This is a genomic window from Streptomyces albus subsp. albus (assembly GCF_000725885.1).
Lineage (GTDB): Bacteria > Actinomycetota > Actinomycetes > Streptomycetales > Streptomycetaceae > Streptomyces > Streptomyces albus.
Genome location: NZ_JODR01000006.1, coordinates 152,637 through 179,616 on the forward strand (window position 1 = coordinate 152,637; position 26,980 = coordinate 179,616).

The window sequence follows — 26,980 nt, forward strand, 5'->3', positions numbered from 1 at the left end:
TCGCCGCTTGTCCCGCGGCCGGTTGCTTCCTGTGCAACGGCCTCTTGACCGTGCCGATCTTGCCTTCTACTGTCCGCCAAATGCAACACAGCATTTTGCAATGCAGTACCGATGAAGCGTTGTTGGCCGAGCTGATCGCGATTCCCAGCGTCAACCCCCGTGAACAGGCCCTGCCCGCCGAGACCCCGCTCGCCGAGTTCGTCGCCGCCTACTGCCGCCGCCTCGGCATGACCGCCCGGCTCGACGAGGTCGCCGACGGCCGCTGCAACGTCGTCGCGACCATGCCCGGACGCCGCACCGACGAGTGCGTCCTGCTGGAGACCCATCTCGACACCGTCGAGACCGAGGGAATGACCGTCGACCCGTTCACCGCCAGGATCCACGACGGCCGCCTGTACGGGCGCGGCGCCTGCGACGCGAAGGGATCACTGGCCGCCTTCCTGTCCGCGCTCGCCCGGATCGCCGCCTCCGGACGCCCGCCCGAGCGCACGGTCGTCCTGGCGGGTGCCGTCGACGAGGAGCACCGCTACCGGGGCGTCACACATCTGCTGGGCACCGAACCGGGAGCGGAAGTCGCGGGCGACGGCAGCGCGCAGTTCGGGGCACGCTGCGTCGGCGCCGTCGTCGGTGAACCGACCGGCCTCGCCCTCGTCGTGGCGCACAAGGGAGTCATGCGCTGCCGCATCGTCGCCACCGGTCCCGGCGGGCACAGCTCCTTGCCCGAGGGACGCGTCAACCCGGTCGAGACGATCGCCGAAGTCGTCCGCCACCTGCGCGACGAGATCGCCCCGCGGCTGTCCGCACGGCAGCACCCGCTGGTCGGCGCCCCCACCCTCGTCGTCACCCAGATATCCGGCGGCTCGGGCCCCAACGTGCTGCCCGAACGCTGCGAGATCACCATCGACCGCCGCACCGTGGGCGGTGAGGAACCGCTCCAGGTGTGGCAGGAGCTCAAAGACGAACTGGAGAGCCGCTTCACCGGCCTGGTGGAGGTGGCACCGCCCCACGTGGTGGACTACGCGCTGCCCGCCCAGAACGAGGGCGCCGGCGCCGCATTCACCGCCGAGTTCGGCCGGGCCCTCACCGCCCACGGCCTCGACCCGGTGGGCACCGGCGTCGGACACGGCACCGACGCCAGCAAGATCTGCCGGGCCGGTATCCCCTCCGTCGTCTTCGGCCCAGGGTCCATGACCGAGGCCCACACCCCCGGCGAGTTCGTCGAGCTGGCCCAACTGGCCACCGCCACCGAGGTCCTGGTCACCCTGCTGACCTCCGGGCCGGACGGCACCACGGGCGGCGGCGATGACTGACGCCACCGCCACCGCGCGCGCCGGACGCCTGGACGCCCAGCTGGCCGAGGGTCCCGTCGGCTGGCGGTTCAAGGCCCTCCCGCCGCAGGCGGCACCGTACGAGAGCGCCGAGCTGCCCGGCCAGGGCTACCGGCTCTTCGAGGACGGCTTCGAGTGGCCCGTCATGGTGCTCAAGCAGCGGGCACTGGAGGCCAACCTCACGGCGCTCGCCGCCTTCTGCGCGGAACGGGGCGCCCTTCTGGCCCCGCACGGCAAGACGACGCTCTCCCCCGCCCTGTACGCGCGTCAGCAAGCCCTCGGCGCGTGGGCCGTCACCGTGGCCACGCCCCATCAGGCCCGCGTCTTCCGGGCCGGGGGCGCCCGGCGCATCCACTACGCCAATCCACTGGTGCACACGGGCTTCGCCCGCTGGGCCCAGCGGGAACTCGCCGCCGATCCGGAGTTCGGATTCACCGCGTACGTGGACACCCTCGAAGGCGTCCGTCTGCTGGGCGCAGCCCTCGACCCCCGCCGGCCGCCGCTGCCGGTCCTCGTGGAGATCGGGCACGCGGGCGGCCGTACGGGCTGCCGCACGCCCGCGCAGGCACTCGCCGTCGCCCGGGCAGCCGCCGCCGAGCCCTCCCTCGCCGTCGTCGGCGTCGCCGCCTACGAGGGCAGCGTCAGCCACGCCCGCACGCCCGAGGCCGTCGCCGAGGTCACCCGTTTCCTGCGCACCGTCAAGGACACCATGGTCCGCATCGCCGAGGCGGGCCTGCTGGACTCCCGGGCCGGGCTGGACGCATGGCTGGTGAGCTGCGGCGGGAGCATCTACTACGACCTCGTCGCCGGCGAACTCGCCCACGGCTGGGGCAGCGGCGGACCGCAGGACGGGCATCCCGACGGGCGGACCGGCACCGGAGAGGAAAGCCTCGCGGGGCGGCCCGTACGGCTGGTGCTGCGCAGCGGCGCCTACAGCTCCCACGACGACGGCCTCTACGACCGGCTCGCCCGGCAGGCACCCGGCACACCCCGGCTGACCCCCGCCCTGGAGGTGTGGACCCAGGTGATCTCCACGCCGGAGGACGGTCTCGCCCTGCTGGACGCGGGCCGCCGGGACCTGCCCTTCGACGAGGGGCTGCCCGTACCGCTCGCCCACCGGCCCCGGCGCCCCGGGCCGCAGGACGCCTGGCCCGAGGAGGCCGCGCGCGACGCCGAAGCCCTGCTGGGCTGGCGGATCGACGCCCTCAACGACCAGCACGCCTTCCTGCGCTTCCCCACCGGCGGCGGTCCCCGCGTCGGCGACCTGCTCGCACTGGGCATCTCCCACCCCTGCACGGCGCACGACAAATGGCAGCTCGTGCCCGTCGTCGACGACGGCTACCGCGTGGTCGACACCGTCCGCTGCTTCTTCTGAACGGCGCGGCCCCCACTTCTCCCCCTCCCCCCTTGCTCCCTCCTCCTGCTCCGGCGTCACCTCACCCCGGAAGGACCACCCGTGTCTGTCTCCCCCTCCCCGACCCTGCCGCCCGACGGCGCCGCCAGAGCCCCCGGCGCCGACCGGCCTCCCAGACTCCGCGCCCGCTGGGCCGTCCTCGCCGCCGACTTCATGGTGCTCGGCCTCAACTACGCGGACCGGGCCGCCATCGGCGTCGCCGCGCCGTACATCATCAAGGAGTTCGGCTTCTCCGAGACCGCGTTCGGCTGGATCCTCAGCATCTTCGCCGTCTCCTACGCGCCCTTCGGTCTGATCGGGGGCTGGGCCGCCGACCGCTTCGGCCCCCGCAAGACCATGGGCTGGGCGGCGCTCGCCTGGTCGGCCTTCACCGCCGCCACCGCGGCGGGCGTCGGATTCGTCAGTTTCCTGATCATCCGGATCCTCTTCGGCGCCGCCGAAGGCCCGCAGGCCACGGTCACCGCGAAGCTGATGAACACCTGGTTCCCGCGGCGCGAGCTGGGGACGGCCGTCGGTGTCGCCAACGCCGCCACACCGCTGGGCGGAGCCGTCGGCACCCCCGTCGTGGTCGCCGTCATCGAGGCGACGAACGGCAACTGGCGTGCTCCCTTCGTCATCTTCGGCGTCATCGGGGTGCTCTTCGCCATCGGCTGGTTCGCCGTCGTACGCGACAGCCCGGAACAGCACCCCTGGGTGCGGCCCGCCGAGCTGCGCGAGATCCGCGCCCCGCACGGCGACCGGACCGCGCGGAGCGGACAGGGCACGCGGAGCGAGCCCGGCACCCCGGGCGACGCCGGCGCACCGGGCGAAGGCGACGGGAGCACGGAGCACGACACCCGGACGGCGGGCGGGGCGGCGGAGTTGGAATCCGCGCAGCTCCCCGGTATGTGGCACTACGTCGCCCGCCCGGTCATCTGGGCCACGGCACTGGCCTACTTCGGCTACGCCTGGATCCTCAACGTCTTCCTGACCTGGTTCCCCACCTATCTGGTGAACGAGCGCGGCATCGACCTCGCGCAGCTGGCCGTCGCCGGTGCCATCCCCTGGGTCGGCGGCTGCGTCGGCATGATCGCCGGCGGCGTCGCCACCGACTGGCTCGTCCGCCGCCTCGGCGCCGCCGCCACCGTGCGCCGCTGGACGATCGTGATCTGTCTGGTGTGCACGGCACTGCTCTTCGGCTGCATCGCGCTGGTCGAGGACACCGGCCAGGCCGTGGCCCTGATGGCGGTCATCGTCTTCCTGCTGTACTTCACGGGCGCGCAGTACTGGACGGTGGTCGCCGAGGAGGTGCCGGGGCCACGCTACGGATCCGTCGCCGGTGTCGTGCAGTTCATCGCCGGCTGCGCCGGGTTCCTCGCCCCGCTCGTCACCGGCGCCGTGGTCGAACACGCACGTTCATGGGCGACGGCCTTCACCATCGCCGTCGTCATCGCCGTCGCGGGAGCACTGCTGCTGGCCGTGGCGGGACGCCGCAAACCGGCACGCGGCACGGAACTGCCCTGAGCGGAGCCCCGGCCGGGCGGTGGTGGCGCTCCGCCCCGCCCGGCCGGCGGCATGAGCGCGTGTGACGGGCGTGACCGCCCCGTCGCTGTGGCCGGAACTGGGCCCGGGCGGCCCACCCCGCGTCCGCAGCCGAGGACACGCGGGCACTCCGCCGCGTCCCGGGAAGGGAAAACGGAACGCCCCCGCGTCCGTGGAAGGGACGCGGGGGGCGGCAGGGGCGTGGCACGGCCGCAGCGGCGGTCCGCGGCGCCGTGCCGCCCCTCGTACGGCAGGGGCGTGGCACGGCGCGGCCCGGTTCGCGTGCCGTGTCGCCCCTCGTTCAGCGGGCCAGCAGGTCGCGCAGGGCCTTGGCCACCTCGCCCGGTGCCTCCTCGGCCATGTAGTGGCCGCAGGAGACGGTGGAGTGCTGCAGATCCGGTGCCCAGGCGCTCCACAGCGCACGGGCGTCGAAGCCGAGCGCGGCACCCCAGTCCTGCTGGAGCACGGAGACCGGCATGCGCAGCCGGTTCCCGGTCGCCCGGTCTGCGAGGTCGTGCTCGAGGTCGATGCCGGCGGAGGCACGGTAGTCGGCCACGATGGAGGGCACCGCGGCGCGGCACGCGGCCAGGTAGGCGGCCCGGACGTCGGCTGGCACCGCCTCCGGGTCGTTGGCCCAGATGTCGAGGAAGTAGCCGAAGAAGGCGTCCGGGTCGGCGGCGATCATCCGCTCGGGCAGGCCCGGAGGCTGGGCCATCAGGAAGAGGTGGAAGCCGACGGCGGCGGTGACGCCGCGCATCGTCTCCCACATGTCCGCGGTCGGGAGCACGTCGAGGCAGGCCAGGTGGGTGATCGTCTCCGGGTGGTCGAGCCCGGCGCGGTAGGCGACGAGGGCGCCGCGGTCGTGCCCGGCGAGCGCGAAGCGCTCGTGGCCCAGCTCGCGCGCCAGGGTGACGATGTCCTGGGCCATGGTCCGCTTGGAGTAGACGGTGCCGTCGGTCTCGGCGGGCTTGTCGCTCTCGCCGTAGCCGCGCAGGTCGGGACAGATCACGGTGTGGTCGGCGGCCAGGTCTGCTGCCACGTGCCGCCACATCAGGTGGGTCTGCGGGAAACCGTGCAGCAGCACGATCGGGCTGCCCGAGCCGGAGACGGCCGCGTGCAGGGAGACCCCTTCGGCGACAGGGACGCGAAGGTGGTCGAAGCCGGGGAGAGCAGGCGTCATGATGATTCTTTCCTCGTAGGGGTGATGTGCCTCGAAGCCTGCCGGTCGTGAATGAGCATCGAGTGAGCACGCTACCGTGACCAGGGACGATGCAGGACGAGGCGCCGAAGAGGGCGCCGGAGGACGGGACCGGGACAAAACCGGCGGAAACCGGGAGAAGGCCGGGAGAAAGGGTGATCGGGCGTGGAGGTCGGGTTCGGGGTGCTGGGGCCCGTGGCGGCCTGGGACGGCGCCGGTGACCCGATCGCGCTGAAGGGGCCGCGGCACCGCGCGGTGCTGGCCAGGCTGATCGTCGCCCGCCGCCGGGTCGTCCCGGTCGCCCGCCTGGTGGAGGACCTGTGGGAGGAGCCGCCCGCCGACGCGGTCGGCGCGGTACGCACTTTCGTGGCCGCGCTGCGCCGGGCGCTGGAGCCGCGGCGTCCGCCCCGGACGCCTGCACGGCTGCTGGTCACCGAGGGCCCCGGGTACGCGCTGCGCGCCGAACCCGACGCGGTGGACGCCTGGCGCTTCGAGCGGACGGTTACCCAAGCCGCCTCCCAGCCGCCCCAGCGGGCACTGGCCGTGCTGGAGGAGGCACTGGGGTGGTGGCGCGGCCCCGCCTACGCCGAGTTCGCCGAGGAGACCTGGGCCCGCACGGAACGGTCCCGGCTCAGCGAGCTGCGGCTGCACGCCGCCGAGCGCCGCGCCGAGGCCCTGCTGGCCCTCGGCCGCGCCGCCGAAGCGGTGCCCGACCTCGACGCCCACGTGGCCGAGCACCCGTGGCGCGAGGACGCCTGGCGGCTGCTCGCCCTGGCGCTGTACCGCACCGGCCGCCAGAGCGACGCCCTGACAGTGCTGCGCCGGGCCCGGACCCTGCTCGCGGACCAGCTGGGGCTGGACCCCGGCCCCGGGCTGCGCCGGCTGGAGTCCGACATCCTCGGCCACGCCTCCCACCTGGAACCCGCCTCCGGGTCGGAGGGCCCGGCCGGACGCGTGTGGGCGCAGGCAGCCGCCGCCTACGACCGCACCGTGGCCTCGGGCACCCGGGCCCGGCTGGAGTCGACAGTGAGCCTGTTGCGCCATCTCGCGGTGACCGGGGGCGGGGGCCTGGAGGCCGCCCGGCGGCATCGCGTGGCGGCGATCACTGCGGCGGAGGACCTGGGCGACCCGGAACTGACCGCCCGCGTGATCGGCGCGTACGACGTACCCGCGGTCTGGACCCGGGTCGACGACCCCCAGCAGGCCGCGGACGCGGTGGCGGCGGCCGAACGGACGCTGGCCGCGCTGCCCGAGGGGGCGCACCCCGCGGTGCGGGCCCGGCTGCTGGCGACGATCGCCGTCGAGTCACGCGGGACGCACTCGCCGCGCGGGCCCGAGGCCGCCCGCGAGGCCGAGCGGATCGCCCGCCGTCTCGACGACCCCACTCTGCTGGCGTTCGCCCTCAACGGCGCGTTCATGCAGGCGTTCGAGCATGCGGGGCTGGCCGCGCGGCGCGACGCGATCGGTGCCGAACTGGTGGCGCTGTCCGCCCGCAACGGCCTGCCGACCTGGGAGGTGCTGGGGCATCTGGTGCGGCTCCAGGCCCGCTGCGCGCTGGCCGACTTCTCCGGCGCCGACCACCACGCGGCCGAGGCCGAACGCCTGGCCGAGCGCAACGAGTCCCCGCTGGTCGGGGTCTTCACCGGGTGGTACCACGTTTTGCGGCTCGCCGCCGGCGGGGTGTCGGCCGCTGCCGAGGAGGCGGCCTACCGGTGCGCCGCCCAGCGGCTGGAGGGGGCCGGTATGCCCGGGCTGGAGCGCGGCCTGCTGCCGCTCGCGCTGCTGTCCGTACGCCTGCGGCACGGACAGCCGGCCCAGACCGGGGCGGACACCGACTGGGGGCCGTACGAACCGTGGGCCCGGCCCCTGGTGTTGCTGGCCGAGGGCCGCGGCGATGCGGTCGCCGGTGCGTTGCGCCGGCTGCCCGACCCGCCCCGCGATCTGCTGTTCGAGGCCCTGTGGTGCCTGGCCGCCCGGGCGGCCCTCGCCGTCGGCGACCGGGAGACGATGGAGCGGGCCCTGGCCGCGCTGCGGCCCGCCGCGCACGAGCTGGCGGGGGCGGGCAGCGGCCTGCTCACCCTCGGCCCGGTCGCCGGCCATCTCGACGACCTCGCCACCGCCCTCGGCAGGCCGGACGCCCGGGAAGAGTGAACTCCGCCGGTCCGTACCGCTGCCGGCGTGGCGTCGTCCGCTGCCTGCCCCGCTTGCCGGGGCGTGGACGGGGGCCGGTGCGGCGCGACGATGCGCCGACCACCGGCCCCGCCCGGGCCCGGCCGTGCCGTACGGCTGCTCAGTAACCGGTGCGGTCCACGGTCACGCACGTGGTCCGGCTCAGCACCGCGACCGTCTCATTGCCGCAGTTGTTGCTGTGCCCCGAGGCGTTGCGGGCGAACAGCAGGTTGGACAGGACGCCGCCGCTGGGCCCCGCCTGGTCGCCGCCACCGCCCTTGCCGGTGTCCGCGGCCACGCAGGTGCGGTTCTTGAAGAGCGCCAGTTTGCCGGTGCCGCAGAGATTGGTGTGGCCGGAGGAGTTCCTGCCGGAGAGGTTGGACAGCACACCGCCGGGGCCGGCATCGCTGTCACCCCCGTGGGCCGAGGCCATGCCCGCCGGCACCGCCATCAGCATGCCCACTGCGAGGCGCCGCGCACCGTTCATCTGCATGATCTTCCTTCCTGTGCACCCTTCCGGCCGTGTCGGCCGGTGCAACTGTCGTAACGACATCCGGTCCGATCGGCATGGGGCCGAGCACGGTGAATCATCGGCAAAGAGGTTGATCAGCTCCCCCTTGGGGAGTGCGCCGCCCGGGGCCGTTGACCGCGGCCCGTCGCTACCGGGCACGAGGTGGGTGCCCCGTGCGGCGGGTGAGGCGGAAGCGGCCTCGGCCTATTGATTTTCGATAGATACCGATCGACAATCGATAGATGCCTCGCCATTTCACAGCGGCCCTTCAGGCCGGCATCGTCGTAGTGTTCCTGGCCGGTCTCTTCGGCCAGATCGTCGTCATCCCCACGACAGCGGCCGACGAGGTCGACAACTTCCCTCCCTACGCCCCCTTCGCCGTGCCGTACGCGACGGTGGCGATCCTCGGAATCGTCTGCGTCCAGGTGGCGCTGGTCGCGGTGTGGCGGCTGCTGTCCATGGTCCGCGAGGACGCGATCTTCACGCCGCTCGCCTTCCGCTGGGTCGACGTCATCATCGGTGCCTCGGTGGTGGCGACCCTGCTGGCGCTCGGGACCGCGGCCCATCTCTTCTTCGCCACCATCCCCTCCCCCGACGACGGGATGGACGTCCTCAGCGCGCTGGGCGCCGCGGTCGTGTGCGTCGGAGCGGGCGCGGCGTTCGCGATGCTCGTCGTCGTGATGCGGAGCCTGCTGCGCAAGGCGACGGAGTTGCAGACCGAGATTTCCGAGGTGATTTGATGGCGATCGTCGTCGATCTCGACGTGCACCTCGCCCGGCTCGGTCTGACGGTCGGCGAGTTCGCCGCCGCCGTCGGCATCACGCCCGCCAACATCGCCGTGCTGAAGAACGGCAGGGCGAAAGCGGTACGGTTCACGACACTCGACGCGATCTGCCGCACACTCGGCTGCCAGCCCGGCGACGTACTGCGCTGGGTGCCCGACGCGGGTCCGGACGACGGCTAGGCGCTCTCGTCCGGAGCGGCGTCGGGCACATGCGCGGGGCGGGAAACGTCACCGCGCCCTCCTGCGCCGGCGGCCGTCGGCGTGCGCACCCGCGGGCCTACACTGTGCGGCCACGGGCCCAGGGTCCGTCGGACAAGGGGGGCACATGCGCAAAACGGTCGTCACGCTCGCTGTGTGCGCACTGGCGGCGGCCGGGTGCGGAACTGAGGACCGGGACCGGCCCGACGGGCCGCAGCGCTCGGTGAAGCCCGGCGGGCCGCGCTGGACGTACGACAGGATCAGCGAGGAGCCGGCCAAGCTGACGGATGTGCTGGCCACCGCCGACGACGACATCTGGGTGGCGGGCACCCGCGTTTCCACCGGCACCGGAAAACCGGTCGCGTCCCCCGATGACGGCTTCCTGCTGCATCACGACGGCAAGCGCTGGAAGCGCCGCCCCATGCCGGCGTCGCTCGGCGACAGCGTCCACGAAGCCCGCCTCGACGCGGTGGACTCCGGTGGATTCCTGCTGACGGCCGGCAAGCAGGACCGCAGTGCCTGGCGCATGGCCCATTGGGACGGAACCCGCTGGACTCCGCTGCCCGGGCCGCCGCCGGGGACCGCGGGGAGCCGCGGGATCGTGGACGTGCGCGCGTTCGCCGCCGACGACATCTGGGCCCTGCGCGGCGATTCCCTGGCATACCACTGGGACGGCGCGCGCTGGTCCGCCACCGAACTGCCCGCCACCGTCCGTGCCCTCGACGGGGTCGCCTCCGACGATCTGTGGGCGGTCGGCCACCGCGACACCGGGATGGACCGGGCCGGCGGACCGGAGACGGAGTACACCCAGCCCGCCGCCGTGCACTGGGACGGCCGCGCCTGGAAACTCGTACGGACCCCGGAGTACCGCTTCTCCGACCCGGTGCCGCCCGAGCCGGGTGCCCACCTCGGCCAGGTCCTCGCGGTGGCGGAGGACGACGTGCGGGCGTACGGCGAACACACCTACAACCACGGTGAGACGGAGGACGAGCCCGCCGACGAACAGGTCTCGCTGCGCTGGAACGGCAGCCGCTGGGCGCGGCAGCCCGGCGCGCGGGGAGACTGCGCCGGGCGCGCCCCCGTGGCCCTCGACGGTGACCGCGGCATGTTCCTGGACGGCAACCGGTATCTGACCGAGGACGGCTCCTGCGTCCGGATCCACCGCCCCCGGCTGCCGCACACCGACGGCATCAGCCGCCGTTCGCAGCAGTCCCTCTGGCTGGCGGCCGTCGAACCGGTGCCCGGCACCGACGAGGTCCTCGGCGTCGGTCACGTCCAGGTCAACCAGCCCGGCAATCCCACCGGCAGAGCGGTGGTCGTCCGTCTGGAGCGGTGAGGTTCTCCCCACGCCGGCCCCGGCGCCTCCGCCCGCCGGGGCGGCGGATCCGGCGGGCGGAGGCGACCGGTGTCGGGACGAGCAGCGGACGGCCTGTCAGGACGAGCAGGACACCCGGATCGCGGATGCGGCGTGGTGGGCGTTGTCCCAGGAGCCGTGGTCGATGCCCCGGGTGTGCAGCTTCACCGACAGCACGCCGTCGTTCACGGGGAACGTGCCTCCGGTCACCCAGCTCCCCCGGTTGCTCGTCTGCTGGACGGTGAACTTGCCGACCATGGTGCTGCCCGCACCGTTCGCGGCGTCGTGCACGGTGTAGTAGGTGGGGTGGCCGCCGACCCGGCGGATCTGGGAGTCGCCGGGAATGTGGACCTTGACCGTGCAACTGCCGCGCTCGACCTTGCCGGTGTCGAAGGTGTAGCGGGCCGCGTTGTCGTCGTCCCGGGTGGCGGAACCGGACATCGGCACGGAGACGTAACGGCCGCCGCAGCCGGAACCGGAGTAGCCGCCCTCGGAGGTGGTCCAGCCGCGCTGGCCGTCGGAGTAACGGCCCTGGGCAACCCACTTGGTAGAGCCGTCCGAGCAGTACGGGCCGGCCACAGCGCTGTAGCCGCCCGCCGAGGCCGACTTGACCGACGCACGGGAGTGGTCGCCGTCGGAGGAGCCGGAGCCCTCGGCACGCGATTCGCCGACGTCGACCGAGTCGTCGTCCTTGTCGCCGTCGCCCTTCTTCCCGCCGTCGCCGTCCTTGTGTCCGTCGTCCCCGCCGGAGGCGGATCCGTCGCCCGATCCCTTCCCCGAGTCGTCGTCGTCCTTCTTGCCGCCCTTCCCGTCCCCGTGGCCGGCACCGGAGCGGTCGGAGTCCTTCTTGTCCGCTGCCCGCTTGCCCGACGGGTCGTCGGCCCCCGGTATGAACCCGTCGCCGCCGCCGGAGGCCCGGTGGTCGGCGGCCGTGGTCCGCTCCTTGGCGTCGTCACCGCCTACCATCGCGACGATCGCGAACGGCGAGCACAGCAGCAGCACACCGGCGAGGGAGGCGGCGGCCAGCACCGGCCGGGACAGCTTGACCTTGTTGCCGCCGTCGTCCTCCGGCTCCGTCACCGTTGTGGAGGTGGAGGCAGACGTCGAGGCGGACGTCGAGGCGGAGGCGGAGGCGGACGCGGACGTCGAGGTGGACGCGGCCGTAAAGCCGGACGTGGCGGCGGGCGTGGAGCCGGATGCCGCTGCGGGTGTGCGCTCCGAGTCGGCGGCGGGTGACGGGCCGGCTGCCGTGTCCGGCGCGGGCGACGCCGCCTCCGGGGCGGTGGCCGGTCGCGGGTCGGTAGCCGGTCGTGGGTCGGCCGGCGGCGACGCGCCGGCCTCCGTGTCCATGTCCGCATCCGCCCGCTGCCGGTCCGCCCCGCGTGGCCGGGCTCCGTCCTGTCCCGCCGCACCACCTCGCGGCCCCGTCCCGAGCTGCCGGCTTCGTCCGGGCTCCACCGCGGGGGACGTGTCGCCGCCGGTGGTCTCCTCGCCGGTTCCGGTCGTCGGCTCCTGCCGCGAGCCGCGCGGTTCGGGCGGCGGGGGTGTCACGGGGGCCATCGTCGTTCTCCTCGTCGTTCGTCGTCCGTGTCTTCCGTGTCGTGCGCGCGGTGCGTGTGAGGCGTGCGGGCCCCCGTCCGACCCGCCGCGCGGGACACGGGCACGGCATGGGGGGTGGGGCGGAACCGGGCCGGGCTGTCCGACGGGGGCCGTGTCCGCCCATTCTGCAAGGTCGTTCAGCTGTCGTCCGGACCGGGCGGCGCCTGACCCGGCGGCCGGTCCGTTCCGCTCCCCTCCCCGGCCGGCGGGTTGCCCTGGACCAGTCGGGCCGCTTCCGCGCGGGCGGCGTCGGGTCCGTCGAGCACCAGCACCGTCCCGACCCGGTCGAGTGCGTCCCAGTACGCGTCCGAGTCGGGGTCCAGTGCGGTGCCGGGCAGACGTGCGAACTCGGCGACGGCCCAGTGGTGCACCATCGTGTTCACGCCTCCCGTGAGCACCGCCTCCCGCACCGTCCGCTCGTCCGTCTCTCGGGCCAGCCGGAGCAGCCCCTGCGGTGCGCCGCCCCATCTGCGCTCGACGGCCAGCAGCGCGGTGTGGTCGGGCAGTTGCAGAGCGGCGGCCAGTGCGGGCAGGTCCATCGGCCGGCGAAGGGGCTCCGACTCCCGTGCCGCGACCTCGTTCCACACCGCGGGATCGTCCACGGCCACCACTGTCTGCGTCACCCGTCGCAGCGCCTCCTGATGGACCGGGTCGTCCGGCATGAGGTGGACGTCCAGTTGGGACAGCAGTTGCCCGGCTGCCCTCCGCACCGCTTCATGGATGCTCTGGTCCGCGAAGAACTCGCCCACCTCCTGCGGGGAGAAGGGCTCCATCAAGACCATCAGCCCCCAGGGGACCGTCTGCCATTCACGGGCCAGCGGCAGCAGCGGTGCCGGGGCCGGCAGGTCGAGGCCGACGGAGAGGAGCCGCAGTTGGGCGGTGTCGAACCAGGGCTCGGAGCGCAGTTGGTGCAGCTCCGGCACCGAGACGCCGAACCGCTCCGCCCACCACGTGTCGAGCCTCGCGGCGAGCTCCCGCTGCGGGCCCAGCAGGATGCGGGAGGCGTCCTCCCCGTGCGCGGTCAGATGCTGGACGAAGTCCTCCAGTTCCGTGATGTCCAGCCGGGACGAGACCAGATTGCTGAACAGGCGCTGTTCGAGCCGCAGTCCGAGCCCGTCGAGGTGCTCCCGCAGTTCCTGCACGTACGTTTGGGCGGGCTGCTGGTCCGCCAGCGCGTTCTGTACGTCGTTGCGCAGCGCCCGGAGCAGGAACCAGCTTCCCGGGTCCCATCCCGCGGCCTGGCCGAGGGCAGCCGCGTAGGCGCTCTGGCCGATCGACAGGCCCAGGTCCTCGGCGGTCCTCGCCAGTTCACCGAAGGGGTCCTCCGTGCGGGAAAGCGTCAGCCACAGGTCCGATTGCGGCCGGACCTCGGGGGCCAGTCCGCTGCTGTAGTTCCCCAGGAACGTGTTCCACCAGTGGCGGATGCTCCGCACCGCCCCGTCCCAGCCGTGGCGTTCGGCCGGCAGCGCTTGCTGGAGGGATGCGAACTGCTCTCCCGGTTGCGACCATTCCATCTCGGCCCGCACCGAGTCGAGCCGTGTCAGCTGTTCGTCGAACGGAAGCTCCCGCAGCTCGGCGACGGACACGCCGGACACGCCGATCACGTGGTGGAGCACCCAGAAGAACTGGCCGGGCGCCAGCCAGCGGGACCGTGCCGGCCAATCCTGCCGGGTCAGATCGCCGGGTCCGGCCACCGCCGGGTCGGCGACCATCCGGTACAGCCACGCCCGGTCCGCCGGGTCGGTGAGGCCGAGCGCGGCGGCACTGGCCCGAAGCACGTCCTCGGCGCGCGGCCGGGACTCCTCCGCAATGTCGTACGCGGCGTGGAAGGCGGCCAGTGCCAGGGTCTCGTCACCGGCCAGGTGCCCGGGCCACAGGGACCAGTGGTCGAGGAGTTCCGCCGGGCGTGCGGCGGGGCTGTCGGTGCCGGGCTGTCCGGTGCTGTCCGTGCCGTGGGTGTCCTCGTCCTCGCTGTCGCTCCCGCCGGGCTCCTCGCGGTAGTGCGGCGGGGGTCCTGTCGGGCGCGGTGCGGGCCGCTGCCAGGGCTCGTCCGTCTCCGGCGACGTGCCGTGCGGGTAGCCGGGCGGCACCTGACGGGCCGCCTCCAGCAGATCGTGCGGATACGACGGCGGCTGTGCGGCCTGCGGCTCGTGGTCGGTGTAGGGATCTGCGTCACGTTCGCGCTGTGTCTGCGCCCACTGTGCCACGACGGCACCCAGCACATCGTCGGACAGCTGGGGGAGCTGCTGATTCAGCTCCCTGCGCAGTTCCTCCTGCGACAGGCTCCGCAGGACGTTTCCCGCCCAGGGGTACCGCTCCAGAAGGGAACGTGCGCTCTCGTGTTCGAGCCGGCCCCGCAGTTCGCCCAGGGCGGTGACGCCGAGCGAGCCGGGACCGGCCCCGTGCGGGAGGTCCTGGCCGGCCACCAGCCTGTGCAACCGTTCGACGAGGTGCGTCGGTCCGCCCTCCTCCCGGTGGCGGCCCAGTTCGATCAGGGAGGTGCCGAACGCGCCGGCGAACCTGCTCGCCCGGGCCCAGACGGTGCTGCCCAGGCCGCCTTCCCCACCGTGGGTGTCCCGGTCGAGGAGAGGGGAGCCCTCCGCCACCAGCCGGTCGAGCGCCGCCCAGTCCCCGGCGGTGTGCAGGCCCAGGTCGTCCAGGGTCCGCCGCATGTGGTCACGCCACTGTTCCCCGGGCCACACCGGCCCCGACGGCCCGGCTCCCCGGTGCGAGAGGCCGTTGCGGCGCAGCCAGTCCCTCTCGACGACGAGCGCGGTCAGGTCACGGGGGAACAGCCGGGCCAGCAACTGCGGCGACCCTCCACGTGCGGTCACCCCGAGGGCGTCGGCCGCCGCGGCGACCGTCTCCGCGTCGGGCGCGGGGACGGTGCCGCCGTGCGCACTGCGGTTGCCGCCACCGTCGCCGTCGTGGCCTCGCCGGCCTTCGTCGCCGTCACCGTTCCGGCCGTCGTCACCACCCTCGCCGCCGCTGTGCCCGCCGCCTCGGCCGCCGCCGGTGGTGCCGGTGGTGTCGCCGCCCCGGTCGCCGGCGTCGCTGCTCTCGTTGCCGCCGCCCTGGGCGTTCACTCCTGCGTCGCCGGCCGGCGCGTGTGTGACGGTCACCAGGCTGTCGATCCGCACCACGGGGTTGAGGACGGAGTCGACCCAGTCCTCCACGCTCTGCCTCTGCGTCCGCTTCTTGTCCGTACCCGGTGCCGGGCCGGTGTCCTGCGTGGCGGAGACCGGGGCGGGCGCGCTCGGAGCCGGGCCCGTACCGGGCGGTCCCTGCGCGGGCCGCTCCTTCTCCCCGGGCCCCTGCGACCCGTCCGGAGGGTTGTCCCGGTCCTTCGAGTGGTGCGGCGGACCGCCCCCGTCCGTCTCCGTGACGTCGGGCGCGTGTTCCCGCACCAGTGCGTGGACGCGGCCGTCGCGGTAGAGCACCGCCGCCTCCGCCGTGCCGGTGAACTCCGCAGGGACGTGGACGTCCGAGGTGTAGCCGCCGTCCTGGGTCTGCCGGACGATCCGCACCCGGACGCCGTACCGCTCCGCGAACAAGGCCGGCACCAGGTGCGGTGACGGATGCTCCTCGTCGGCCTGGCGGGTCAGCTGCCGGCGCATCAGCTCGGTACGCACCGCGAACGGCAGCGGCACATTGGAGTTGAGGCTGCCCATATGCATCAACTCGTTGCGCCACTCGTCGGTCAGCTCGTCACCGAGCCGGCCGGCGAGCCACTCGGCGTCCTCCCTGGAGAAGTGGCCCGGGGTGTTGGTGCTCGGGGTGAGCACATCGACCTGCTCGCGCGGCGACAGCCGGGCCAGATAGGTCCCCAGGGCGTCGGCGAGGCCGTCCCGCACCGCCTGGGAGTCCTCCGTCTGCCCCGCCGTACCTGTGGAGTCGGCCTGCCGCGATCTCGCGAGGGCGTCCGGCAGCGTGGCGCCGTGCTCCCCTGGCGGCTCGATCCGGTAGACCGTCTGCCGCGCCCCCGTGCCGGTACCGGTCCGGATGGTCACCCGTTCCGGCTCGACCGTGACGCTCTCCGTCCGGTGCGCGGACCGGTCGGCGGTGTACTGCTCCTGGGAGATCACATCCGGCCGTGCCAGCCGGGTGGGGTCCTGCGGGTCGCGGGTGTGCTCGCCGTCCAGGTGCCGGGTGACGTAGTCCAGTTCCAGCTCCCGCAGGGAGAGCAGCTCGGGGTTCCCGCCGTCGCGCCGCAATTCGGCGAGCTCGTTCTCCAGCCGGTGCCGCACCAGGCTCAGTGCCTGGTCCAGCACGTCCTGGCGGTAGTTGTTGACCCGCGCGCGGTGGTCCCGGTTCGTGGGCTGCCAGAGCAGATCGCCGGCGGTGACACCGTCCAGTCCGGGGGGTGGCGGCAGCGGCTCGTACGTGTCCTCCGCCAGTGGCTCGCTGCGGGAGCCGTCGCCGTTCCACCGCTCGTACGGCAGTCGCTTCGGCGGAGTCTCGGGGCGCTCGGGCACCTCCGGTTCGGGGGTGTCGTCCCGGCGCCGGCCCGTCAGCACGTCCAGCCGCCAGCTCGCACGGCGCTTCACCGCCGCCAGATGGCCGTCCAGCTCCTGGTACTCGCCGTACAGCTCGGAGCGGTGCATGGCCGCACCCACCAGGCGTTCCAGCAGGGCCTGGTAGCGCTGCCGCGGGGGCGTCTCCGACGGCTCGTCGGCGGAGAAGGCGTGCAGCTCCCGCAGCACCTCGCCGGTCCGCCGGTTCGCCGCCTCGTAGGCGTCGAGCACCTTCGCGACGCGCTCCTCCGCGGCCTTGACCTCGTCGAAGGCTCTCATGGTGGCCTCGTACCGCGGGGTGCCGGCCAAGTCGTCGAGCAGGCCGCTGTCCTTGAGCACGCGTTCGGTGACGAGTATGTAGGCGTGCCCCCGCGCGGCCGGGGTGCCGGGGTCGGGCGCCTGGCCGCGGGGCAACAGCCGCATCGGGTTCACGTGGTGCACTGCGCTGGTGATGCCCCTGCGCCGGGATGTGGCGTCGAGGTGCCAGTCCAGCGGGACCTCCACCAGGAACCGCCGCTCCTCGTGCGGTTTGGTGTTGCGGTCCGCCACCGTGTCGGACTTGCTGCCCAGCTGCGCGGAGTCGGAGGACCCGCCGCCGAGCACCCCGCCGCCCTGCGGCAGCATCCCGCTGGTGGTCCCCATCCCCTGACGGCCCTGGGCCCCGGCGTTGCCGGCGGCGCCCCGCGAGGTGGCGGCCCCCTGCTGCCCCGACCGGGTGTCGCGCAGGTGGTCCTCCGTCTTGAAGTTGTTCACGACGTGGACGATCCGGAAGTCCGTCGGTTTCGCCCAGACGCGCGGCTGCACGGTCAGGTCGAGGGTGCGCTGCTGGCTGTGGAGGGGCGGCGGTTCGTAGCCTCCGCCGTGCGTGTCCCCGGCCAGTGCCTGACGCATCAGGTCCCGCAGGAAGCGGAAACCGAACTGCCGGCGCAGCCGCAGGCCGACATCGGTGTCCGGGCGGGTCAGCCGCGTGTTGCCGGCGCTGGGGACCGGCGCGTTGTCGTCGGCCTCTGTCGTCCGGCGGGCACGGCCCTGCTGCTCGCCCCCCTGCCCGTTGTCGTCGGCCTGTGCCGTCCGGCCGGCTCGGCTCAGGTACTCGTCCAGTCGGCGGATGAGCCCGTCGGTCACCCTGTCCGGCTGTGCGATGTCGAGGACGACGGACGTCTCGTGCAGCAGCGCCTTGGTGAGGCGCTCCCGCCTGGCCGCCTGCGCCGGGCCGTCGTCGTGCTGGACGCCGGCGCCCGGCTGCGGGGTACCGGCACCGGGTTGCGGGGGATTCGTTCCGGTCCCCGTGGGGTCCGTCTGCGGCTGCGTGGAACCGCCACCGGTGGCGGTCGGGGCGTCGTCGCCGGCCCGCACGTCAGCGTCGGTCCGACGGGAGCCGCCGGACGCCGACGGCGGTGTCTCTCCCTGCTGCGCGTGCGGCTGCACCAAGGTCCACGGGTGAAGCTCCGTCAGCCCCTCGATGTCACCGGAAGTGAACCGGAGGGGTCTCGCACCCGGGCGGTGGTAGGTCAGCCTGATGCGGTGGGTGACGGCGAACTCGCCGTGCAGGCCGTTCGCGGCCAGCGTGGGCAGCTTGGTGTCGGCCACCGCACTGCTCTGCCGGCCGCTGCCGCCCGCGGTGTGGGTCGCCGCCGCGGCCGGCGCCCCGGCGTTGACCTCGCTGCCGGTGCTGCCGTCGGACCCGTTCCCGCCGGCGTTGACCACCGCGCCGCCGGAGGCACCGGATCGTACCCGGCTGCCGGAGAGCGTCTTGTCCTCGGTGGTGACGGTGATGTTGCGCTCGTCCTCCACGTCCAGCACCCGCTGACCGAGGAACCGGCGGGACATCGGCACGAGTTCGAGGGTCACCGCGCCTGGCAGTCCGACGCTCTCCAGCAGGACGCCGCCGTGGGTGAGCTGCAGATAGTGGCCGCGCACGGCGTCCGGCTCCAGTGACTGCCGGATGCCGCGTTCCAACGCCGCCACCTGGGAGGAGCTGAGCTCCTCCTCCAGTCCCCTGATGACGGTCCTCATGGCGGTTGTGGCGTCCACGGAACCCTGCACCGAGGTGAACGAGGCAGGCCCGGGCCCTCCTTCCGAATGCCACAGCGCCATGGGCTGCCAGCCGTGCTCCGGATTCGGTTTCAGCATGGTGAACAGGTCGTCCACCAGGCCGAGGCGGCGGGCGTCGACCAGGTCCAGGAGCATCTCGTGCCCGTCGACCAGTTCGAATGTCGCATCCACAGTCGGGCTGCCCCACTGCAGCAGGTGCGACTCCCGTTCCACTTCGACGGTGTACGTGATCCTGGCGGCCACCCGGACCTTCGGTGCGCCGTTGTACTCCTTCACCGTCGACGCCACCGACAGGGAGGAGGCATGTTCGGTGCCCGAGTACCATTCCGCACCGGTCCGCAGTGCGCCGCTGCCGACGGAGGTGACCGCCCCGGGGGCACCGCTGAACCTGGTGCCCATCGCGGTGACACCCGCGCCGACGCCTCGGCTGCTGCCCCCGGAGCGGCTGCCGGAGACGGTCTGGCCCCCCGAGGCGGTCCGCTCGGTGGTCACCCCGGCGTCGTAGACCTCCACCGCATGCAGGCCGTGGACGGTGGCCTTGTAGCGCACCACCACCTCGTGGTCGCGCACGTCGTGGAGGACGATGCGGAACTCCTTGCCGCCCTCGGCCATGGCGTCCAGATGCTGGTTCTGGCCGTGGGGGAAGAACCCCTCCACGGTCAGGCTCTCCTCCGAGCCGGTCTGCCTCAGCCCGCGGCTGGTCAGCGTGCCGATCCCCAGCCTCTCGATGAGTTCTCCGGCCGCCTGCACCAGTCGCGGACCGTGGTCGTTGTAGACGGTGACGTGGCGGACGCCCTTCCAGGTCAGCGCCGGCTCGCCGGTTCCCCCCTGGGGCGCGTCGTCCTGGCCGGCGTCGTCGGCTGTACCGGTGTTGTCGTCGGCGGCAGCGATGTCGTCGCCCGCCGTGCGAACGTCGTCGTTGTTCTCGGTGGAAGGGCCTGCCTGGTCGGCGTCCGGCTGTATGTCCGTGTCGGGAGTGTGTTCCCGCACTCCGGCGTCGGAGCTGTTCTCCGTTACGTCCGCGGCCGGGCCCGTCATCAGCGGGGCCGGCCTGCTCCGCACCGGCATGGTGCTGTCCGGATGCAGCGCGGTCAGCCGCACCGGGACGGCGATGGCGTTCGTCTCGTCTCCCAGCACGGCCTCGTGCCATTGGGGGTTGGTGCCGATCCGGGTGAGTGCGCGCAGCCGGCGCCACATGACGAACTCGGTACGGTACTCGACGCTCACCTCCAGTTGGGCGTCCCAGGCGTACTCGTGCGAACGCACGGCGGGCACGATGGCGTGTTCGCTGCCCGCCTTCTGCCCGGTGGAGGTGTTGCGCCCGCTGTGCGCGGCGTACTGCCCGTCGATGCTGAGGCCCGCACGGGCGTTGGCGAACTTGAAGGACGCCTCCAGGTGGCCGCTGGCGGACACCTCGTTGTCCACCGTCCGGCTGCGGGACCAGCCGGATGCCGAGGCCGCGTTGTTGCGGTTCTGGAGATCCTTCTGGAGACCGACGTACTGGACGTCCCCCACGTCCGACAGCCGTACCCGCACAACGGCTTCCGTGGTGCGGAGCCAGGAGCTGTTACGGAGCACGAGCGCCTGCACCCAGGGCGACGCAGCAGCCGTTCCGGTGCCGGACTCCCCCCGTTCCCGCCGCTGGGCTTCGCTGAGCAACTCCTCGCGCTCCGCGGCCAGCAGCCGGGGTATGTGCTGATCGAGTCCGCGCAGGTGCAGCCGGTTCTGTATCTGCCAGCTGTTGAGCACGGCCACCAGCCTCTTGCCGCTCACCATCAGCATGGGCCTGCGGGGCCGGAACCTGCTGGGCAGGGAGTGGTAAGCCAGCTCCCGCACACCGCGCCGGAACCGGTGGCCACGGCCCCACGGCAACTCGACCAGCCTGCGGGTCTCGGGCGTCTCCCGAAGGGCGCGCAAGATCTGTTCGTGCACCGGTAGAAGGGGATCACTCCACCGGTTCGCACTCCCGTCATTGCCGCCCTGGTCGGTGTTCGTGCGAAAGCGCGACTCCAGGCGCGGTGAGTGGGTGATGTCGAGACGGGGCGGGCTGAGGGTGAACGCCTGCGGGCGGTCCGGCTCACGGAAGCCGGGAGGCTGCTGTCCGTTGTTCGCCGTCTCGCTGCGCGTACCGTCCTGCTGGTGGATCTCCTGCTGGGCGACCAGCAGGTTCGGGTCCAACGGTGTCGTGCTGCGCAGCCGCGCTTCCACCAGCGGCACCCTCAGCACCGCTTCGCCGTCGCCCTGCCAGGTCGGCGCCACGGTGTCCGTGTGGGCGCGGGACCGGGCACCGGGCATCAGCTGTTCCGGCGGCGTGTAGCTGACCTCCAGCCGGAAGGGCACACGGTAGAGGCCCTGCACTCCCTTGTCGGACAGGCCGTACTGCCGCTGGTCCTCGACCGTGACCGAGGTGCTGGTCCTGACGGTGCTGGAGAGCTTGATCCCCAGCCAGCCGCCCACCCGCATGAGCGGATTGTCCTCGACCGGTCCCCCCTTCACACCGGCCGACAGGCCCGTGGAGGTGTCGCGGCCGAAGTCGGTGCTGCGGACACCCGCGGTCGTCTGCCGGATCTCGGCGGCGACGGTGTTCAACCGGGTGGTGCCCTCGCGCACCGGCACGACGCGGTAGGTGAAGTGGCCGATGCGCTCCGCCAGGTTCAGCGAGGTGTGCTGGTCCTGCCGGGCGGCGGCCGGGAAGCGAGTGCGCAGTGTCGCCGGTGACAGGGAGGTGACGATCTCGTCGAGCGCCTTGGCGGACAGCGGCGCACCGCCCGTGTGCTGCCCCGCAGTTGTGATCATCCAGGCGAGCAGTCCGGCCGGGGGGTGCACCCGGTCGACGGTGACTACTTCCGGGAGGTCGTTCTTCGCCAGGTCGATGGAGTCGGGGAGGCCGCGGGCCGCCTGCGCGTACTCGTCGGGGAGTCTGGTCATGTCGTCGGGCACCGTGTAACGGAACCCGCCGTGTGCCACGAGCCGCGTGGGCTCCCCGTCGCCCACCAACTGCCCGTCCCGGGACAGCGAGAGGGCGCGGCCCTCGTAGTACATGTCGTTGACGTAGAGGTGCGCACCGGACTTGCCGCGGACGGCCTTGGTGGTCTGGAGCTTGTCGTGGTGCACCGTGCTGTCGGCAGTGGTGCGGGAGACGCCGCCCTCGACGCCGCCGAGAGCTGTCAGACCCGAACCCGGTACGGCGTTCACCGAGGGTGCGACGTTGTACGTGGTGCTGTGCGCATGCCCCGAGGAATCGTCGTCCACCCAGCGGGTGGTCTCGTCGACGACCAGCTTCCCGGCGGGGGCGTAGCGCGTGTAGTCGCCGAAGTTGTGGCCCGTGACCTGGAGGAACCGTGTCTGTCCGTCCGCCGTGGTGTACGGCAGCAGCAGGCCGCCGTCCCCGGTCACCGGGGAGCCGTTGTGTGCGCTTCCACCGCCGGGCTCCCCCGTACCGGCAGGCTCATGGCTGGTGCTCAGTACCGAGGCGGGCCGCTTCTCCAGTTCGGTCACCAGCCGCTGGAGGAGCGCGTCTCGGTCGGCGGGCGCCGGGTGCAGGCCGTCCACGAGACGCCGCGCCACGTCGGAGGCGGAACGCAGGTGCACCGCGGGCCCCTGGAGCGGCAGCACACTGCGCGGCAGCCGGACGCCGTCCTCCATCACGTGGTCGTCCGCCACGAACGGGGGTGCCTCCTCGACCGGGCGCACCCAGGACGGCCGGTCGGTCTCCAACAGGTCCAACGGCAGGGTGACGTGCCCGCCTCCGGTGTCGGTCGCCGCACCGGCGGCGGCGTCGTCCTGCGCCAGGACGGTCTGCCGCTGGAGCCGGTGCAGGAAGTCGTACGCCGCCTGCCGCAGCTCCCCCTGAGTGCCCACGGTGGTGACAGGTGCCGGGGTGCGGGGCGGGAGGGTGCTGGGGCAGGGCACGCCCGGTCCGGGCACGCCGAGCCCGGGCTCCTCGTCCTGCGGGGTGCCGTTCCGGGTCCGCCACTCGTCAAGCACGTGCTGCTTCAACCGGTGCCCCGCCGTCTCGGTCTCGTCGCTGGCCGGCAGTCCGACCAGGTACTCGACCCAGGCGTGCTGTTCCTCGGCGGTCAGCGGCCGGTCCTGCGGGCCGCCGTCGTTCGTGGTGGCGGGCCCGCCTGCCGCCTCCTGCTGGTTCTCCGGTCCGTCGTGCGCCGCCGTACCCGTAGCGGTCTGCGCCGTGTGGGCGTTGGGCAGCCGGTCCACCATCCGCTGCACTCTGGCGTTCAGTGCGGCGGCGTTCACGGCCGGGGGTGCCGCCGGGGCGGGCCCGCTCGCGGTGGCAGCGCTGCCGGAGGCGCCCGTTTCGCCCCCGGTGCGGGACCACCACTTGCCCAGCAGGCCCTTCTTGACGGACGCGGCGAATCCCTGGTGCGTGTCGTCGGTGGATGCGTCGGCGGGCTGCCGCTGCTCGTTCGCGGTCCGCTCCGGCTGGATGGCCTGCATCTCGTGGTTCTCCGCCGCCTGCGAGGAGTCCGTCCGCTTCCAGAACGGGCGCAGTCCCCAGCCGCGTCCCCCGGAACCGGTCGTCGTTCCCAGGTCCGCGAGCAGCCGTTCCGGCGCCGGCACCAACGGGGTGCCGGAGGAGGACGGGGGTGTGCTGTCGGTCGGCAGGGAGGAGGTGGTGGGGCGGGGCACCGGCGGGCCGACGGTTGCGGTTCCGGTCTGCGGGCCGCCGGGCGGCACGGTGGGCAGCGGCTTTCCGTCGGGTCCGAGAACGATCGACAAGAAGGCCGTTCCGTCGAAGTCCGGGCGCGCCGCGACACGGCCGTGCTGGGCGTCGATCCAGTAGACCGTGCCGTGGTGGTTGACCGCGTTGACGGCGTGCGAACCGCCGTCCGGGCGCCGGAAGACCACGATGGCTGCCGAGCCGTGCCCGTGCGCGGTCAGTTCCCCGCCCAGCGCGTCCCACACCGCGCCCGGCTCGTCCCGCCCCGCCGTGCCGGGCCCGTGGGATTCCGTGCCGGGCGCATGGGACCGCCACTGGGCGCCGAGCCACCGCTCGGTGCGGGACAGGCTCACCGACTCCGGCTCGGGCCGCACCAGGGGACCGTCGGAGCGGGTGCGCACCGGCGCCGCGACGGTCGGCCGGCCGTACCAGGAGGCGAGGAAACTGCGCGCCGCGTCCACGCAGTTGGCCGTACGGCCTGCGGAGTTCAGCCAGGGGCCGTTCAGCCGTTGCACCCACTCCGCGCTGCCGAAGGTGGGTCCGAGCAGGTTCCCGGTCCGCAGCCGGTTGAACCAGCGGGTGGCACCGGTCTGTCCGAAGGTGCTGCCGCGCGGGTCGGGGTACCTGCGGTAGCTGCCGTCGCGTTCCTTGGGGAAGACACGTTCCAGCTCCCACTGGTCACGGCGGGACGGCCGCACCAGGTGGCTGTCGGTCCCGTAGTCCCGTATCCCGTGCAGCGGCGGCAGCAGCGGGCCGGGCGGCCCCTGCGCCGGATCGTCTGCGGGAGGCGGACCGGTGGTCTCCTCCGTCGTGTGGGACGCGGATTCGTCGGTGGAAGCGGATGCGCCGGGCTCGTCGTGCTGGGCGGGCCCGTCGTGCGGGGCGGTCCCGTCGTCGGGTGCCGGGGCGCCGTGCGTCGCGGTCTGCGTCTCACCCGGTGCGGACTGCCCCTCCGTGGTGGACGTCGTCCTGGTCGGGGTGGCGTGCGGTACGGCCGCGTCGGCGTCGGTTGCCGACGTGCCGGGGACCGGGGACGACTGCTGCTGTGTGGCGACCCGCTGGGGTGCCGACGGCATGGCCGGGTCCTCGGGTGTCTGCGCCTGGGGGGAGTCAGCGGTGTTCCCGGTGGCGGTGGCCGTCCCTGCGGGCTGCCGTCCCCCGGGCCCGCCCCGGCCCGCCCCCGCGGTGCTGGAGGGCGTACCGCTGGTGGCGGCGCTCCCGACGGGCGTGCCGGTGCCCGGTGCGGCGCCGCCGGTGGTCGGCACGGCACCGGGGACCGGCACGCTCGTGTACGTACCGGTCGTGGACGCCGTATTGGTCGTGGACGCCGTACTGTCCGCGCCCGTGCCGTCCGCCGTGGACGGACCGCCCGTGTCCGTAGCGCCCGGTGCGGAGGGTCCGCCCGTGGTCGTACTGTCCGCCTTCGTGTCCGTACCGCCCACCGGGGACGGGTCGCCGCCGGCGGCGCCATCCGCCGTCGGCTGGTCGGTCGGACCCGTGCCGGACGCCGGAGTCGCATGGTCCGCCGTCGCCCCGCCGGCCGAGGGCGAGTCGCCTCCGACCGCATCACCCACCGTCGGCGGGATGCCCGGGGCGGTGCCGCTCGCCGGGGACGGGTCCGTACCGGCCGCGGCGGAGCCGGTGGGGGCGGGGTGGATGGATTCCGTGCTGCCGGTGGTGGGCGGCGGAGCGGACTGCTGCCCGGGCTGCCCCGTACCGCCGGCGGACGGGCCCCCGGTCGTGGGGACGTTCGACTGGCCGCGTCCGGCCTTGGCGTCGCCCCCGGTCTGCTGGCCGCCGCTGGTGGTGGACACCGGCCGCGGCGCGCCGGCGGAGGTGGAGGTGGAGGTGGAGGTGCTCTGGGTGGCGGGCGGTGCCGGCGCCTGCCCCACGGTCGCGGTGCCGACGGTGGTCCCGGTGCCCTGTCCCGTCCCGGTGCCCGGCAGGGCGGGCTCCCCCACCACGGGACCGGTGACGTTGAGCTGTCCGGGATCGGTCACCGGCGGATCGGGCTTGAGGTCGCCGCCGGGTTTCATCGGGTCGAGGGAGGTCGCCGCGGGGCCTGCGTCGTCGCCGCCCCGGAACCAGGAGAGGGCCTGCCCGGCACCGTCGTAGGCGGCGCCGCCCAGTGCGAGCGTGCCACGGGCCAGTCCGCCCATGGCTGCGCCGGCCAGGAAGGAGCCGCCGTCGACGCTGAACTCCCCCTCGAAGACGGCGGCGACGGTGCCCTCCGTCAGGACGTTGGTGACGCCGTCCATCAGGGTGCCGGTGGTGAACTCCAGGGCGCTGTGCCGCCAGCCGCCGGGCGGGGTGTCCAGCACCTTCGCCAGGCTGTCCGGCACATCCCGGGCCAGGGTGTGGGCGGCCTGCCGGTCGAGGCCGGCGGCGCGGGCCAGTTCACCGAGCCGGTCCTTGACCAGATCCCGGGACGCCGCGTCGTTGCCCCAGCCGGTGCTGAGGGTCTTGGCCCAGTCGTGGCCGAGCCTGCCGGCCGCGCCGTCGGGGAGCACCGGGGAGAGGTGTTTGTCGAAGACCTTGGCGACGTTCTTGGCGAACGTCTGGGTCACGTCGTCGGGCACACCGTCCTTGTACAGGCCCTTGGAGAAGTGGGCGTGGACGTCGGTGAGGACCCCGCCGAGGTCGTCGGCGAAGCGTTCGGCGTCCTGGTGCGGAAGGCCGAGCGGCCCGGTCGCGGACTTCGCGTCGGGTGCGGCGGCGTGGGAGGCGGCCGTCTTCCCGGGCCGGCTCGCGGCGGCCTTCCCCACGTCGGCGGGCAGAGGGCCGGTGAACACGTCCCGCAGGGATTTGCCCAGTGTCTGCTTGACGCCGGACCCGATCTGGTTGCCGAGCCACTTGGCGAACGCCATCCCGGCGGCGTCCAGCGGGGCCGCGATGGCGCCGCCGATGGCCCCGGCCGCGGCGGACTGGCCGACCAGGTCCCAGTCGATCGTGTCGCGGTGGCCCTTGTCGATCTGGATGGCCTGGACGAGGAGTTCCAGCGCGGTCTCGACGCCGGCGCCGATGGCGCTCTGCGCGGCGATGGCGAAGACGACCCGGCGCAGCAGGGCGAGGATGACCGACCGGGTGGCGAGGAACCGCATGCTGAGCATGGCGGCGAAGGCAGGCCCGAGGAAGTAGGTGAAGGCCGCCGAGACGAGGAACTCCACGAACATGGAGACGAGTTCCATGATGGCGGCCAGTTTGGAGTGCTCCACGTCGACGCCGGTGGCGTGGGCGACCTCGGACAGTTGCAGCGACTGGGAGGCGCCGGCCTCCAGCGCGGGGGCCTCACCGTTGTCGAGCTTGCCGACGAGCTTGAGGAACGCCTGTGCGGCGGCCCCTTCGAACTCCTCGCCGACGCGGCCGGACACCTCGGTGAGGGCTTCCTGGAGCGCCCGGTAGTCCTCGGCGATGAGCACGTAGAGCTCCGCCACCCGGAACAGTTCGTCCTCGTTGGCGGTGGGCCAGTCGAGCCCCAGGAAGTTGAGGAAGCCCACCAGCTCGTCGGGGGGCATCAGCGCCACGGGCGGTTACCTCTCGTGCGTGTGGTCCGGCGTCATGGGTCCGGCGTCTCGATCCGGCGGCTTCGTCCGGCGTCATGGCCCGGCTTGGTGGTCCGGCGACTTGGTCCGGCCTCGGGGTCCGGCAACCCGGCCC

Annotated in this window: 11 protein-coding genes; 7 read left to right on the plus strand and 4 right to left on the minus strand. The window is 73.4% G+C overall.

Annotated features, from left to right (window positions below; genetic code table 11):
- Positions 1-80 precede the first annotated feature (80 nt).
- The 3 genes from IO40_RS0107970 to IO40_RS0107980 all read left to right on the plus strand — a co-directional run bounded on the left by IO40_RS0107970 (position 81) and on the right by IO40_RS0107980 (position 4,245).
- On the plus strand, positions 81-1,310 hold the full coding sequence (locus tag IO40_RS0107970; RefSeq protein WP_041968462.1) for a M20 family metallopeptidase: 1,230 nt from the start codon (positions 81-83) through the stop codon (positions 1,308-1,310).
- Complete coding sequence (locus IO40_RS0107975; protein ID WP_041968463.1) at positions 1,303-2,703, plus strand: alanine racemase; 1,401 nt, start codon at positions 1,303-1,305, stop codon at positions 2,701-2,703. The genes IO40_RS0107970 and IO40_RS0107975 overlap by 8 nt, the downstream gene beginning before the upstream one ends.
- A gap of 81 nt (positions 2,704-2,784) precedes the next feature.
- The gene (locus tag IO40_RS0107980; protein ID WP_031175145.1) at positions 2,785-4,245 is read left to right on the plus strand and encodes an MFS transporter; all 1,461 of its coding nucleotides are present in this window, start codon (positions 2,785-2,787) and stop codon (positions 4,243-4,245) included.
- A 319-nt stretch (positions 4,246-4,564) separates the two neighbouring features.
- Here the strand turns inward: IO40_RS0107980 and IO40_RS0107985 are convergent, their stop codons facing one another.
- Positions 4,565-5,443, minus strand: a complete 879-nt coding sequence (locus IO40_RS0107985) for an alpha/beta fold hydrolase (protein WP_016467136.1) — start codon at positions 5,441-5,443, stop codon at positions 4,565-4,567.
- 183 nt (positions 5,444-5,626) lie between these two features.
- On the opposite strand from IO40_RS0107985, the gene IO40_RS0107990 reads away from it, so the two are divergent.
- Entirely contained in the window at positions 5,627-7,612 is a 1,986-nt protein-coding gene (locus IO40_RS0107990; protein WP_031175146.1) for an AfsR/SARP family transcriptional regulator, read from the plus strand.
- A gap of 139 nt (positions 7,613-7,751) precedes the next feature.
- Here IO40_RS0107990 and IO40_RS0107995 read toward each other — a convergent pair whose 3' ends face one another.
- On the minus strand, positions 7,752-8,123 hold the full coding sequence (locus IO40_RS0107995; RefSeq protein ID WP_016467138.1) for a hypothetical protein: 372 nt from the start codon (positions 8,121-8,123) through the stop codon (positions 7,752-7,754).
- Between the two features lie 260 nt (positions 8,124-8,383).
- Here IO40_RS0107995 and IO40_RS0108000 point away from each other — a divergent pair, with 260 nt between their 5' ends.
- The 3 genes from IO40_RS0108000 (at position 8,384) to IO40_RS0108010 (ending at position 10,459) form a co-directional block, all read left to right on the plus strand.
- A complete protein-coding gene (locus tag IO40_RS0108000; RefSeq protein ID WP_016467139.1) occupies positions 8,384-8,881 on the plus strand; it encodes a DUF2975 domain-containing protein in 498 nt (165 codons plus the stop codon).
- On the plus strand, positions 8,881-9,105 hold the full coding sequence (locus IO40_RS0108005; RefSeq protein WP_016467140.1) for a helix-turn-helix domain-containing protein: 225 nt from the start codon (positions 8,881-8,883) through the stop codon (positions 9,103-9,105). Before IO40_RS0108000 ends, IO40_RS0108005 begins: the two co-directional genes overlap by 1 nt.
- A 145-nt stretch (positions 9,106-9,250) precedes the next feature.
- Positions 9,251-10,459, plus strand: a complete 1,209-nt coding sequence (locus IO40_RS0108010; protein ID WP_016467141.1) for a hypothetical protein — start codon at positions 9,251-9,253, stop codon at positions 10,457-10,459.
- A gap of 96 nt (positions 10,460-10,555) precedes the next feature.
- On the opposite strand, the gene IO40_RS34775 is transcribed toward IO40_RS0108010, so the two are convergent.
- Positions 10,556-11,557: a hypothetical protein gene (locus IO40_RS34775; protein WP_106967425.1), complete on the minus strand. Its 1,002-nt coding sequence runs from the start codon at positions 11,555-11,557 to the stop codon at positions 10,556-10,558.
- Positions 11,558-12,213: 656 nt separating this feature from the next.
- Entirely contained in the window at positions 12,214-26,838 is a 14,625-nt protein-coding gene (locus IO40_RS0108025; RefSeq protein WP_262070653.1) for a toxin glutamine deamidase domain-containing protein, read from the minus strand.
- Positions 26,839-26,980: the final 142 nt, after the last annotated feature.

Bases quoted from the DNA above. Each gene is read 5' to 3' on its own strand.
- IO40_RS0107970 (WP_041968462.1), top strand. From the start codon at position 81: ATGCAACACAGCATTTTGCAATGCAGTACCGATGAAGCGTTGTTGGCC.
- IO40_RS0107975 (WP_041968463.1), top strand. From the start codon at position 1,303: ATGACTGACGCCACCGCCACCGCGCGCGCCGGACGCCTGGACGCCCAG.
- IO40_RS0107985 (WP_016467136.1), bottom strand. From the start codon at position 5,443: ATGACGCCTGCTCTCCCCGGCTTCGACCACCTTCGCGTCCCTGTCGCC.
- IO40_RS0107995 (WP_016467138.1), bottom strand. From the start codon at position 8,123: ATGCAGATGAACGGTGCGCGGCGCCTCGCAGTGGGCATGCTGATGGCG.
- IO40_RS0108000 (WP_016467139.1), top strand. From the start codon at position 8,384: ATGCCTCGCCATTTCACAGCGGCCCTTCAGGCCGGCATCGTCGTAGTG.
- IO40_RS0108005 (WP_016467140.1), top strand. From the start codon at position 8,881: ATGGCGATCGTCGTCGATCTCGACGTGCACCTCGCCCGGCTCGGTCTG.
- IO40_RS0108010 (WP_016467141.1), top strand. From the start codon at position 9,251: ATGCGCAAAACGGTCGTCACGCTCGCTGTGTGCGCACTGGCGGCGGCC.
- IO40_RS0108025 (WP_262070653.1), bottom strand. From the start codon at position 26,838: ATGCCCCCCGACGAGCTGGTGGGCTTCCTCAACTTCCTGGGGCTCGAC.